The 12818-nt window shown below is 67.1% G+C and carries 13 protein-coding genes; 7 read left to right on the forward strand and 6 right to left on the reverse strand.

Annotated elements, in window-relative coordinates:
* Nucleotides 1-17: 17 nt before the first annotated feature.
* The 3 genes from Q8S30_RS00425 to Q8S30_RS00435 all read right to left on the reverse strand — a co-directional run bounded on the left by Q8S30_RS00425 (nucleotide 18) and on the right by Q8S30_RS00435 (nucleotide 1982).
* A complete protein-coding gene (locus Q8S30_RS00425; RefSeq protein WP_305664075.1) occupies nucleotides 18-578 on the reverse strand; it encodes a type 1 glutamine amidotransferase domain-containing protein in 561 nt (186 codons plus the stop codon).
* Nucleotides 579-656: 78 nt separating this feature from the next.
* On the reverse strand, nucleotides 657-1433 hold the full coding sequence (locus tag Q8S30_RS00430; protein WP_371135404.1) for an EcsC family protein: 777 nt from the start codon (nucleotides 1431-1433) through the stop codon (nucleotides 657-659).
* A 42-nt stretch (nucleotides 1434-1475) separates the two neighbouring features.
* On the reverse strand, nucleotides 1476-1982 hold the full coding sequence (locus Q8S30_RS00435) for a GNAT family N-acetyltransferase (protein WP_305664076.1): 507 nt from the start codon (nucleotides 1980-1982) through the stop codon (nucleotides 1476-1478).
* An 84-nt stretch (nucleotides 1983-2066) separates the two neighbouring features.
* Here Q8S30_RS00435 and Q8S30_RS00440 point away from each other — a divergent pair, with 84 nt between their 5' ends.
* Complete coding sequence (locus Q8S30_RS00440) at nucleotides 2067-2651, forward strand: flavin reductase family protein (RefSeq protein WP_305664077.1); 585 nt, start codon at nucleotides 2067-2069, stop codon at nucleotides 2649-2651.
* Here Q8S30_RS00440 and Q8S30_RS00445 read toward each other — a convergent pair.
* On the reverse strand, nucleotides 2648-3526 hold the full coding sequence (locus tag Q8S30_RS00445; RefSeq protein WP_305664078.1) for a DMT family transporter: 879 nt from the start codon (nucleotides 3524-3526) through the stop codon (nucleotides 2648-2650). The genes Q8S30_RS00440 and Q8S30_RS00445 overlap by 4 nt on opposite strands.
* A gap of 128 nt (nucleotides 3527-3654) precedes the next feature.
* On the opposite strand from Q8S30_RS00445, the gene Q8S30_RS00450 reads away from it, so the two are divergent.
* Nucleotides 3655-4536 (forward strand): S-methyl-5'-thioadenosine phosphorylase, encoded by an 882-nt coding sequence (locus Q8S30_RS00450; protein ID WP_305664079.1) that lies wholly within the window; start codon nucleotides 3655-3657, stop codon nucleotides 4534-4536.
* Nucleotides 4537-4618: 82 nt separating this feature from the next.
* On the opposite strand, the gene Q8S30_RS00455 is transcribed toward Q8S30_RS00450, so the two are convergent.
* Nucleotides 4619-5251 (reverse strand): TetR/AcrR family transcriptional regulator, encoded by a 633-nt coding sequence (locus tag Q8S30_RS00455; RefSeq protein WP_305664080.1) that lies wholly within the window; start codon nucleotides 5249-5251, stop codon nucleotides 4619-4621.
* A 97-nt stretch (nucleotides 5252-5348) separates the two neighbouring features.
* On the opposite strand from Q8S30_RS00455, the gene Q8S30_RS00460 reads away from it, so the two are divergent.
* The 4 genes from Q8S30_RS00460 to Q8S30_RS00475 all read left to right on the forward strand — a co-directional run bounded on the left by Q8S30_RS00460 (nucleotide 5349) and on the right by Q8S30_RS00475 (nucleotide 10605).
* Entirely contained in the window at nucleotides 5349-6806 is a 1458-nt protein-coding gene (locus Q8S30_RS00460; RefSeq protein WP_305664081.1) for a carotenoid oxygenase family protein, read from the forward strand.
* A gap of 139 nt (nucleotides 6807-6945) precedes the next feature.
* A complete protein-coding gene (locus Q8S30_RS00465) occupies nucleotides 6946-8409 on the forward strand; it encodes an aldehyde dehydrogenase family protein (protein WP_305664082.1) in 1464 nt (487 codons plus the stop codon).
* 90 nt (nucleotides 8410-8499) lie between these two features.
* On the forward strand, nucleotides 8500-9639 hold the full coding sequence (locus Q8S30_RS00470; protein WP_305664083.1) for an MFS transporter: 1140 nt from the start codon (nucleotides 8500-8502) through the stop codon (nucleotides 9637-9639).
* Nucleotides 9640-9678: 39 nt separating this feature from the next.
* Nucleotides 9679-10605, forward strand: a complete 927-nt coding sequence (locus Q8S30_RS00475; RefSeq protein ID WP_305664084.1) for a transporter — start codon at nucleotides 9679-9681, stop codon at nucleotides 10603-10605.
* A gap of 84 nt (nucleotides 10606-10689) precedes the next feature.
* On the opposite strand, the gene pobA is transcribed toward Q8S30_RS00475, so the two are convergent.
* Nucleotides 10690-11856, reverse strand: a complete 1167-nt coding sequence (gene pobA, locus Q8S30_RS00480; protein WP_305664085.1) for a 4-hydroxybenzoate 3-monooxygenase — start codon at nucleotides 11854-11856, stop codon at nucleotides 10690-10692.
* 87 nt (nucleotides 11857-11943) lie between these two features.
* Here pobA and Q8S30_RS00485 point away from each other — a divergent pair, with 87 nt between their 5' ends.
* Nucleotides 11944-12801 (forward strand): helix-turn-helix domain-containing protein, encoded by an 858-nt coding sequence (locus Q8S30_RS00485; RefSeq protein WP_305664086.1) that lies wholly within the window; start codon nucleotides 11944-11946, stop codon nucleotides 12799-12801.
* Nucleotides 12802-12818 lie beyond the last annotated feature (17 nt).

Raw genomic sequence — 12818 nt, forward strand, 5'->3', positions numbered from 1 at the left:
TTGATCTTCAGGCTGCCTCAGGCCGCGCGCTTCTCGTGGCGGCCTTCGGCGATCTCCTCGGCAACCTTGGCGCAGAACGCCTCCAGATCATCCGGCTTGCGGCTGGTCACCAGCCCCTGATCGGTGACGACCTCGGAGTCTTCCCACAGCCCGCCCGCGTTCACCACGTCGGTCTTGATCGACGCATAGGAGGTGACCTTGCGGCCCGAGATGATCCCCGCCTCGATCAGCAGCCACGGCGCGTGGCAGATCGCGGCGATCACCTTCTTGTCGGTCCAGAAGGCCTTGATGAAGTTGATGGCCGAAGCCTCGACGCGCAACAGGTCGGGGTTGATCTGCCCGCCGGGCAGCACCAGCGCGTCATAGTCGCTGGCGCTCACCTCGGACAGCACCTTGTCCACTGGAACCGCACGGCCCCAGTCATTGCCGTCCCAGCCCCTGATCTCGCCGGATTTCAGCGAGACGACATGAACATCGGCACCCGCAGCGCGCAGCTTTTCAAGCGGCACTTCGAGTTCGGATTGTTCAAAGCCGTTGGTGGCCAGGATGGCGACGCGCTTGCCGGAAATGTCCTGCATCTGGGGTCTCCTGTGTTTGGGATTATGCCCCGACAACGAACAGGCCCCGCGCAGGGTTCCTACCCTGACCCGACGGCACTAGCCCTTGGCAATGATCCGCGCCCGCAGCGCCTCGGTCAGCGCCTCACGCGGCAGGGCGCGGTCCTCGGCCAGACGGCGCAGGCCGAACTGCACCCGGGCCATTTCCTGATAATAGCTGGTGAAGGCATAGTTGACCGCCGCCCCCGCGACCGCCCCCAGCACCGGGGCCGCCTGCGCCGCCAGCTTCTGCCCCATCACCAGCGACAGCCGCGGCGCGACGCGCGCGATCACAGCGTGCAGACTGGGGCCGGTGATCGTGACCCGTGCCGCCAGAAAGCCCAGATCGGCGCCGTCATCCTTGGTCATCGGTCCGGCGGCGGCCAGCACCCGGATGCAGTCGATCCGCGTCTCCTCATCGGCCGGATCGAAGCCATGCTCGGCGGCGATGCCCTGAATCGCGCGCAGCAGCACCGTCGTCGTCACCGGCAGCTCGGCAAGCGAGGTCGCCAGCCCGCCCGCGCCGCCCGCCGCCCCCATCGCGGTGGTCAGCACGGTGTTGAGCCAGTCGGGCCGGTCCGAGACCACGCCGCGCGAGCGGGCGGCGGCGGTAAAGGCGGTTTCCAGCGCCGACCGCGTCGCCGCCTCCAGCCGGTCCTTCACCCGGTCGGGCAGACGCTCCAGCAGGTTCTCGGCATTGCCGCCGACGAAGCTCAGCAGCTGCATCCCGACGCCGCTGGCCGCCTTGTGGCGCAGGGCCAATGCGTCCAGCGCGGCCACGACCGACGGATCGGTCAGCGGCATCAGGCTGGTCTGGGAAATGTCGGTATCGGTCATGGCATCCTCCGGGGGCAAGCTCTCAATATGGGAGGCCACAGGTCAGGGCGCCAGAGCCTCGTCAGGCATGTCGCGCGTCACCTCGCCCGCCACCCCGTCCCAGGCGCCCACATCCAGCTCCAGCCCCAGCACCCGGTCGGGGTTGGTGGGGGGAGGCATCAGCACGTCCGGCATCTTGGCAAAGCCGAAGCGCCGGTAATAGGGCGCGTCCCCGACCAGCAGCACCCGGCCCCATCCCAGCCGCCGCGCCTCGGTCAGGCTTTCATGGATCAGCAGCGCCCCCAGCCCCTCGCCCTGATGCACCGGGTGAACCGCGACCGGCCCCATCAGCAGCGTCCGCGCCCCGCCCACCCGCACCGGCCAGTAGCGGATCACCGCCGCCAGCGCGCCGGTATCATCGCGCAGGGTCAGGCACAGCTCTGCCACCTTGGGCACCCCATCGCGCAGCCGGTAGGAAGACAGTGCCGTACGGCCGGGGGCGAAGCACAGGTCATAAAGCGCCTCCACATCCCACCAGTCGGCCTCTGTCTCTTCTTCCAGCTGGTACATGGGCGGGGCCTTCGGCATTCGCGGAATCGACTGGAAACGCGCCTAACACGGGCTAAGGTCGGGTTCAAACCTGAAAGGACGCGCATGTTCTACCGACCCGAAGATGGCCACGGCCTGCCCCACAACCCGTTCAACGCCATCATCGCGCCGCGCCCCATTGGCTGGATTTCCAGCCGCGGGAGCGAGGGCGACAACCTTGCCCCCTATTCCTTCTTCAACGCCGTGGCCTATGTGCCGCCGCAGGTGATGTTCTCCTCCACCGCCGCCAAGGATTCGCTGGCGAATATCCGCGAGACGGGGGTGTTCGCGGTCAACATCGTGGAGTTCGCCGCGCGGGACGCGATGAACGCCAGCTCTGCCGCCGCGGCGCGGGGGGTGGATGAGTTCGAGTTGGCCGGGGTGGAGAAGGCGGAGTGCGAGACGATCCCCTGCCCCCGCGTGGCGAATGCGCCGGCCACGCTGGAATGCAAGCTGACACAGATCGTGCCGCTGCCCGGCAAGGCGAATTTCCTGATCCTGGGCGAGGTGACGGGCGTCCACATGCGCGACGATTGCGTCGTGGACGGCCGCTTCGACGTGACCCGCTTCTCGCCGCTCGCCCGCCTCGGCTACAAGGATTACGCCGTGGTGCGCGAGGTGTTCGAACTGGCGCGGCCGGGGCAGAGTTAGAGCGCCGCCCGCCGCGCCCGCGCGAGGCTCCGCTCCCGCATCAGGGTGTAGAGCCCGCTGGCGATGACGATGGCGCTGCCGATCAGCGTGGCGGCATCGGGGCGTTCTGCAAAAACCAGCGTCCCGAGGATCATGGCGAACACCAGCCGCGTGTAGCGGAACGGGGTCACGACCGAGACATCGCCGATCCGCATCGCCGAGGTCAGCCAGTAATAGGCCGCCACCCCGAACAGCGTGGCCCCGGCAAGGTATCCCCAGTCGGTGGCGGTCGGCATCACCGCGCCGCCGCTGAAGGCCAGCATCACCGCGCCGGTCGGGATCAGCATCAGGAAGCCGTAGATCCCCAGTTGCACATTCGACAGCACCTTCGGTGCCGCCCGGGTGGCAAGGTCGCGCCCCGCGAAGCCAAGCGTTCCCAGCACGGCGAACAGCGAGGCCGCCTCGAACCCCGCAGCCCCGGGGCGCAGGATCACCATCACCCCGGCGAAGCCCACGAGGATCGCCAGCCAGCGCCGCCAGCCGACCTTCTCGCCAAACACCAGCGCCGCGCCAGCGACCACCACCAAGGGCGTCGCCTGCAGGATCGCGCTGGCGCTGGAGAGCGGCGTCAGCGCCAGCGCCAGCGTATAGCCAAGCCGCCCCAGCACCTCGAACACCGCCTTCAGGATCAAGGGCCGGCTCAGCAACGCCGGGTGGAACAGCGGCTCGCCCCGCCGCAGCGTCAGCAGAATGAAGCCGATCATCCCGCCAAGCCCGAACAGGATCAGGATCAGCCCCACCGGCAGCGCCTTCGAGGCGGCCTTGATGAACATGTCCTCGATGGCGAACCCGGCCATGGCCGCCACCATCAGGATGCTGCCGCGCATGTTGTCCATCTGTCCTCCGGGGGGCTGCCGAGGCACCGTGATACCGCTGCGACAAGGCCGGGGCCAGCCTTGGTTTTGCCCTTCCCCTCGTCCCCCGCCCCGCCTACCTTTCACGCCGCATAGCAGCGGAGGCAGGCATGGACACGGTGATCGGGGTGATCGGCGGCTCGGGGCTCTACGAGATCGCGGGGCTGGAGGACGCCGAGTGGGTCAGCGTGGAAACCCCCTGGGGCACGCCCTCTGACCAGATCCTGACCGGGCGGCTGGACGGGGTGGCGATGGCCTTCCTGCCCCGGCACGGGCGCGGCCATGTGCATTCCCCCACGACCGTCCCCTACCGCGCCAATATCGACGCGCTGAAGCGGCTGGGGGTGACCGATATCATCTCCGTCTCCGCCTGCGGGTCGTTCCGCGAGGAGATGGCGCCGGGCGACTTCGTGGTGGTGGACCAGTTCATCGACCGCACCTTCGCCCGCGAGAAGTCGTTCTTCGGCACCGGCTGCGTCGGCCATGTCAGCGTCGCCCATCCGGTCTGCCCGCGGCTGTCCGCCGCCTGCCTCGCCGCGGGGCGCGACCTCGGCCTGCGGATGCATGACGGCGGCACCTATCTGGCGATGGAGGGGCCGCAATTCTCCACCCTCGCCGAAAGCCGGATGTACCGGGCCTGGGGCTGCGACGTGATCGGCATGACCAACATGCCCGAGGCGAAACTCGCCCGCGAGGCAGAGCTTTGCTATGCCAGCGTAGCGATGATCACCGATTACGACAGCTGGCATCCGGACCATGGCGCGGTGGACATTACCCAGATCATTCAGACGCTTGGGCAGAACGCCGACCACGCCCGCAACCTCGTCGCGCGCCTGCCCGCGCTGCTGGGGGCGATGCGCGAGCCCTGCCCGCATGGCTGCGACCGGGCGCTGGACTACGCGATCATGACAGCGCCCGAGAAGCGAGACCCGGCGCTGCTGGCGCGGCTGGATGCGGTGGCGGGACGGGTGCTGGGGGCAGCGCCCGCCTGAACGGCGGCACCACGCCCCCTTGTGCCGGGCAACAGAAGGGTCCGGCACGAGGCCGCAGAGCGCCTTGGCAAGACGGGCGAGATCACCGCAGCCGCGGCGATTTCCTGCGCGACTCGACCCCATGCACCGTCAGGAACATCGCGGTCGCCGTCTCAAGGTTCGACTGGATCACCGCCTCGTCAATCTTGTCATTGAAGCCCCACATCGCGCGCTCCAGCAGCTTGCGCTCGCAGAGGGATTTGAACGTCCAGGCGGCATCGACGGGGTCGTCCAGCTGCAGCCAGCCGCGATCTTCGGCGGCGCGCAGCGTGCGCTCGACCAGCTCGATCACCTGACTGGGCCCGTTGGCGAAATAGATCTCCAGCAGCTCGGGAAACCGCACAGCCTCGGCCACGACCAGCCGGTTCACTTCGATCACTCCGGGTGACAGGATGATCGACAGATAGAAGCGGCCAAGGGCATTGAGGCTTTCGGCGCAATCACTTGTCAGCGGAAAGTCCTGCCCCAGAAGGTCGCGGTGACCCGCGCCCTGGGCCACAACATAATCGGCAAAAATCTGAACCTTATCCGTGAAATAGCGGTAGAGCGTCGCCTTCGACGCTCCCGCCTCGGCCGCGATCATCGCCATGCTGGTGCCGGCATAGCCCTGCAGGGCGAACATGCGCCCGGCTGCCGCCACGATCTCGGCCCGCTTCTCTTCGGTCAGAACTCTCATGCCACCCCGATACCGGAGGCCCCCGAAAAGTCAACTTGACGATTCGCGGATTTGGTCCATAACGAAACCAAGCGGTATCGTTATGGGAGGAGACATGATGACGCACCCCTTTCCGGCAACCCCGGAGTTCTCGGGCTCGCTCTATCGTCCGTCACGGTTCGAAGGCAGCGTCTTCGACCTCGAAGTCGAAGGCCAGGTGCCCGAAAGCCTGAACGGCACGTTCTTTCAGGTGGCCCCTGATCCGCAATTCCCGCCGATGCGCGGCAATGACATCTTCTTCAACGGCGATGGCGCGGTTCATGCCTTCCGCTTCGGCAAGGGCCGGGTGGATTTCCAGCGCCGCTATGTGATGACCGACCGGCTGAAGGCGCAGCGGGCCGAGCGCGAGTCGCTGTTCGGCCTCTACCGCAACGCCTTCACCAACGATGTCCGGGCGGACGGCGTTCATATGGGCACCGCCAACACCAACGTCGTGCAGCACAACGGCCTGCTGCTGGCACTGAAGGAAGACAGCCCGCCCTATGCGATGGACCCGGTCACGCTGGAGACCCACGGGCTCTATGATTTCGACGGCCAGATGACCAGCCCGACCTTCACCGCCCATCCCAAGTTCGACCCCGAGACCGGCGCCCTGCTGTGCTTTGGCTATGAGGCGAAGGGCGAGGCGACGCCGGATATCGTCTATTACGAGATCGACAGGCACGGGCGCAAACAGCGCGAGGTCTGGATCCGCGGGCCCTATGCCGCGATGATCCATGACTTCGCGGTGACCGAGAATTACGTGATCTTCCCGCTGATGCCGCTGACCTCGGATCTGGAGCGGATGAAGAACGGCGGCAACCATTTCGAATGGCAGCCGGGGCTGGAGCAGACCTTTGGCGTGCTGCCGCGGGATGGGGACGGGCGCGACGTGCGCTGGTTCACCGCGCCCAACGGCTTTCAGGGCCACACGCTGAACGCCTTCGACGATGGCAAGGGCCGCATCATTGTCGACATGCCGGTGACGGATGGCAATATCTTCTACTTCTTCCCGCAGTCGGATGGCCTTGTGCCGCCGCCCGAAACCCTGTCCTCGCGGATGATGCGCTGGACCTTCGACATGAACCGGCCGGGCAATGGCCTGACCATGGTGCCGCTGACCGATTTCGCCTGCGAGTTCCCGAAAAGCGATGACCGCTATTCGGGGCGCGAGTATCGGCACGGCTTTGTCATCGGCATGGACATGACGCGGCCCTTCGATTTTGAGCGTCTCGGCGCGCCGCCCTTCCAGTTCTTCAACCTGCTGTCGCATATCGACGTGGCGACGCAGAAAGCGAAATCGTGGTTCGCCGACGCCCAGACCTGCTTCCAGGAGCCGGTCTTCGTGCCGAAATCGGCCGATGCGCCGGAAGGCGAGGGCTGGGTGATCGCGCTGGCCAACCGGCTGGTAGAGCGCGAGACCGATCTGGTGATCCTTGATGCCCAGCATATCGACGAAGGCCCCGTCGCCACGGTGCATCTGCCGATGCGCCTGCGCATGTCGCTGCATGGCAGCTGGGTGCCCGCCGCCGCCTGATCCGGGGCGCCCGCGGGAGGCGGGCGCTCTCCCTCTCTGGCAGGCCCCCGCGCGAAGCGCCGATCCCGCCTGCAAGCCTGCCCGCCGATCCGCACCCGGATCGCAGGCAGCCCGACCATATAAAACGGAGGAGTCCCCCATGAAAGACACCACAACCAGTGCCGCGGCCTACGCCGATTTCACCGGCCAGTATATCGACGGGGCATGGTGCGATGGCAGCGCCGGCACCGTGCTGCGCGACACCAACCCCTTCAACGATAACCTGCTGACCGAGATCACGCAGGCCGGCACCCGGGATCTGGACCGCGCCTTTGCCGCCGCCAAGGCGGCGCAGGTGGCCTGGGCCGCAACGCCTCCCGGCGTGCGGGCCGAGGTCTTCCGCCGGGCGCGCGAGATCATGGGCCGCCGCAAGGATGAGGTCATCGACTGGCTGATCCGCGAATCCGGCTCCACCCGCATCAAGGCCGAGGTGGAGTTCGGGGCGACGCGCGAGGGCATGGCAGAGGCCGCCTCGATGCCCTACCTGATGCACGGCTCGATCATGCCCGTGGACCATCCCGGCAAGGAGGCTCGGGTCTACCGCAAGCCCATCGGGGTGATCGGCGTCATCAGCCCCTGGAACTTCCCGCTGCACCTGTCGAACCGTTCCGTCGCGCCGGCGCTGGCGCTTGGCAATGCGGTGGTGCTGAAACCGGCCAGCGACACGCCGGTGACGGGCGGGCTGCTGCTGGCGAAGATCTATGAGGAGGCCGGTCTGCCGCCGGGCCTGCTGAACGTGGTGATCGGCGCGGGCTCGGTCATCGGCGATGCCTTCTGCGCCCATCCCGCGCCGCGCGTCATCAGCTTCACCGGATCGACCGCCATTGGCCAGCATATCGCGCAGGTCGCCGCCGGATCCACGCGGCTGAAACGGCTGGGGCTGGAGCTGGGTGGCAACGCCCCGCTGGTGGTGCTGGACGATGCCGACATGGGCATCGCGGTCAAGGCCGCGCTGGTGGGCCGCTTCTTCCACCAGGGCCAGATCTGCATGAGCACCAACCGGATCATCGTGGCCGACCCGCTTTATGACGGCTTCGTCGAGGCGCTGACCGGCGCCGTCAAGACCATCAAGTTCGGCGATCCGTCGGACCCCGAGGTGATGGTCGGCCCGCTGTGCAACGACACGCAGGTTCGCAGCGTCACCGGCCTGATCGCCGCCGCCCGCGAGGCAGGCTTCCGCGCCTGCGTCGAGGGCGAGGTGCAGGGCCGGGTGGTGCCGCCGCATCTCTTTGCCGATGTCACCAACGACTCGGTCTTCGCGCAGACCGAGATCTTCGGGCCGTTGGCCCCGGTCATCCGCGCCCGGGACGAGGAGGACGCCCTGCGTATGGCGAATGACACCGAATATGGCCTGTCGAGCGCGATCATAACCGGCAACGAGGCGCGGGGGCTGGCCTTCGCCAACCGCATCGAGGCCGGGATGACGCATATCAACGACATCACCATCCACGACTACCCGCATGTGATGTTCGGCGGCGAGAAGAACTCGGGCCTTGGCCGCTTCAACGGCCATTGGATCATCGACGAATTCACCACCGACCACCTTGTCACGCTCCAGCGCTGACCGCTGACGCCTAGCCGGTCGCCGCGAGGGAGAAGCGCGGCGACCGGTTTCCAACATTTCAGAAATAGAGAATTTCTCGAGGGAGGAGAAATGACTGCTTTGAACACGAAAGGGGCCTCTGCCGCGCTGGTCGCGGGGCATATGGCCGGAATGATCGACATGCCCGTGCTGCCGCTTTGGGTCGGCATCCTGATCGGCGGCTATGGGCTGCTGCCCGCACAGGCCGGGGCGCTGGTGACGCTGTTTCTGGGCGGCATCGTCATCTCGAGCCTGCTGCTGGCCCCGCTGTTCCACAAGGTACCGGCGCGTTGGCTGGTGCCGCTGGGATATGCGGTCAGCGCGGGATGCTTCTTCGCCATGGCGAGGGCCACCGGCTTTGCCGGGCTGGCGGCGCCGCATCTGATTGCGGGGCTGTTCACCGGCATGTCGCTGTCGGCCGTGCATGGCAGCATGGCGCGGACCGCCAACCCCCACCGCGTCTTCGCAATGGGCGGGATGGCACTCGGCGTCATCGCCATCGCCTTCTTCGCCGTGGTGCCGCCGCTGGTGGCGGCGCAGGGGCCGCAGGTGCTGTTTCTCGTGCTTGGCGGCATCATGCTGCTGGGGGCCGGGATCAACCTCGCGCTGTTCCCCGCCGAACTTGGCCGCGCGGTGCGTGCCGTGGCCAAGGTGCCGTTCGACCGGGCCGTCTGGTTCGCAATGCTCGGGATCCTGTGCATGGCTTTTGTGCAGGCGATGATCTTCTCCTTCGCCGAGCGGGTGGGGATCGACCGCGGCTTTGACCCCGAGCTGGTGCAGCGCACCCTGATCATCCAGGGCTTCGTCGCGGCCACCCCCAACATCCTTGCCGCGCTGCTGCAAAGCCGCTTGCGCCCGCTGCGCGTGGCAGTCGGCGGGGCAATCGGTCAGGCCGCCGTCGCCTGCGTGATCGTCTGGTCCAGCGGCTACTCGGCCTATCTGGTCGGCGTCGTCTGCTTCTCGTTCGTGATGCTGTTCACGCACACCTTCGTCTTCGGCCATCTGGCCCGGATCGAGCCGACCGGCCGCGCCAATGCCGCGACCCCGGCGATGATCATGGCGGGGTCGGCCACCGCGCCGCTTCTGGGCGGGGTGCTGGTCCAGACGCTTGGCTATTCGTCGCTTGGCTTCGTCGCGCTGGCCTTCGCCGCCATCGCCGTCTTCGGCTTCAGCCAGTCCCGCCGCCAGGCCGCAATTCCGGTCACGGCGTAACTCACCCGTTTTTCTATGTATTCCAGGGAGGACTACCTAATGACACTCACCATCAGAAACCTTGCGGCCTGCGCCGCCCTCATCCTTGCCTCTGCCCAAGCCGGTTTGGCCTGGGAGCCGGGCGTGCCGACAGTCTTGCCGCCCGGCAACACCATGGGCGTTCCCGTCGGGGCGAACCCGCCTCCGGGCCTCTTCTTCAGCCTGCGCAGCGGCTATTGGGACGCGAAGCTCACCGACGGGGATGGCGACGATGCCGGGCAAAGCAACACGCTGGCCGATACCGCGCTGCAGTTCCACTGGGTCCCGGGGATCAAGATCCTCGGCGGCGACTACAAGGCGATGATCACCCTGCCGCTGATCTCGAACGACCAGACCCGCGAGGCCCCGTTCCCGCCGCCGCTGCAAGGCAGCGACAGCAGGTTCGCGCTTGGCAATATCGAGATTTCGCCCATCGGCCTGTCCTGGCAGATCCAGCCGGGGATCTTCGTCAGCAGCGGCCTCAGCATCTTCGCCCCGACCGGCAAGTTCGATCCCGATGAGGCGGTCAATTCCGGGGGCGATTTCTGGACCTTCGCACCTTCGGTCGGCTACAGCTACCTGCGGGATGGCTGGAACGCCTCGGTTCATGCGACCTACTTCACCACCACCGAGAACCGCGAGAGCGACTACAAGTCGGGGGATGAAATCCTGATCAACGCCACCGCGCTGAAGGACATGGGCGGGTGGAGCGTCGGCCCCGTCGGCTACTGGCGCAAGCAGCTGACCGCGGATGACAACAATGGCACTTCCTATGGCGGCACCGTGTCGGGCAAGGCGGAGCAGCTTGGCCTCGGGATCGGCATGACGCGGCAGTTCGGCAAGGTCGAGGCGAACCTGAACATCACCGACGATGTGTATCTGCGCAATGCCGTCGGCGGCCCGAAACTGTGGCTGAACCTCTCGATGCCCCTCGGCGGGCGCGGCTGACAAACAGGGGCGCGGCTGTTGCCGCGCCCCTTCATTCAGAGTTTGTCGGCTCCCGGAGCCGGCCCCGGCCGCCAGCGCATAAGCTCAATAGGGTAGCCCTGTGTAGTTTTCGGCCATCAACCGGCGCGCCGTGTCCGACCGTTCGATCTGCGCCAGATCCGTGTCCTGCATCCGGCGGTCATAGGCGCTTGCATCGGGGAAGCGGTGCATCATCGTCGTCAGCGACCAGGAAAACCGCATCGCCTGCCAGACGCGGGCCAAGGCGCGGTCCGAGTAAGCGTCAACCCCGTCGCTCTGCCCGTTCGCATAAAAGCCGCGCAACCCCTCCACCAGATAATGCACGTCCGAGGCGGCTAGGTTCAGCCCCTTCGCCCCCGTCGGCGGTACGATATGCGCTGCATCCCCGCATAGGAACAGCTTGCCCCAGCGCATCGGCTCGCTGACGAAACTGCGCAGGGGCGCGATGGATTTCTCGATGGACGGCCCAGTGACCAGACGCGCCGCCACCTCTGGCGGCAGCCGCAGGCGGAACTCGTCCCAGAACGCCTCATCCGTCCAGTCCTCGGGCCGGTCGGTCAGCGGCACCTGGATATAATGCCGCGACAGCACCGCGCTGCGCATCGAGGCAAGCGCAAAGCCGCGATCATGGCTGGCATAGATCAGTTCCGCATCCACCGGCGGGGTGCGCGACAGGATCCCAAGCCAGCCGAAGGGATAGACTTTCTCGAACTCCCGCCGCCGGTCTTCCGGGATCGCCCTGCGGCTGACACCGTGGAACCCGTCGCATCCGGCGATGAAATCGCAGTCGATCCGGCCGGCAACGCCGTTCCGCATGAAAGTGACATGCGGCGTGCCCGTCAGATCGTGCAGCACCACATCCTCGACGTCATGCAGGATCGTCGCCCCGATCGCATCCTGCGCCTCATACAGGTCGCGCGTCACCTCGGTCTGGCCATAGACCATGACCTGCCGCCCGCAAGCCTGTTTGAAATCCACATGGAACATCCGCCCGTTCGAGGACAGATGGCAGCCGTCATGCAGCACGCCCTCGCGGTCCATCCGCGTGCCCGCCCCAGCCTCGCGCAGTAGATCGGCGGCGCCGGTCTCCAGCACGCCCGCGCGGATGCGCGACAGCACATGCTCGCGCCCCTTCCGCTCCAATACAACCGTCGCGATACCCGCCTTGTTCAGCAGCTGCGACAACAGCAGCCCCGATGGGCCGCCCCCGATAATGGCAACCTGTGCGCGCATGATAGTCTCCCTCTATCGGCCCGACCCTGCCCCCTGACGGCCCGGATGCGAATGGACGATGCGGAGCTTTTCTGGCACTTTCCGGCCATGATCGATTCTGCGCACGTCATTCCCGCCTGGCAGCTTTATGGCGAGGACAGCCCCTTTCCCGACCTTCTGCATATCGAGCGGATCGTGGACCGCGCCGCCGGGCTGGACTGGCGCATCGCCCCGCACCGGCATGTCCATCTGCATCAGATGTTCCTGATCCGCTCGGGCCGGGCGCGGCTGACGATAGACGGGGCAGCGCAAGACATGGCCTGTCCGGCGGTGGCGAACATCCCGCGCGGCGTTGTGCATGGCTTTGCCTTCTCGGCGGGGACCGATGGCTATGTCCTCACCCTGCCGGCCGCCGATTTCCCCGAACTCTTCGTCGATCCGGCCGAAACGGCCCCCTTGCTGGCGCGTGCGTTCATCGCCCCCGCGCCAGAGGACATGCAGGCCCCCTTCGCGCAGCTGGCCGCGCTGCACCACGGACCGGGCGCGCTGCGAAGGCTCCGGTTGCGGGCCGGGGCCGTGTCACTCTGCTGCACCCTCGCCGAGCTTGCGCCGCATGCGCCCGGCACCCACACCCCCGGCGACCCGCGCATCGCCCGGTTCGAGGCTCTGATCCGGCGCGAGCTGGCCTCGGGCTGGACCCTTGGCGACTATGCCCATGCGCTGGCCATCTCGGAACGCCAGCTGCGCCGGCTCTGCACCGGGCAGACCGGCCTGTCGGCGCATGGCTTCCTCGAAACCATCCGCCTGCGCGAGGCCTGCCGGATGCTGGCCTATACCCGGATGCAGGTGCAGGAGGTCGGCTTTGCCCTCGGCTTCGACGACCCCGCCTATTTCACGCGCACCTTCCGCCGCGGCATGGGCCTCGCGCCCGGCCTCTATCGCAAGCGGCTGGATGGGGTGGGGTGAGAGATCGGTCTCCAAAC

The organism is Frigidibacter sp. (assembly GCF_030695035.1).
Classification (GTDB): domain Bacteria; phylum Pseudomonadota; class Alphaproteobacteria; order Rhodobacterales; family Rhodobacteraceae; genus Frigidibacter.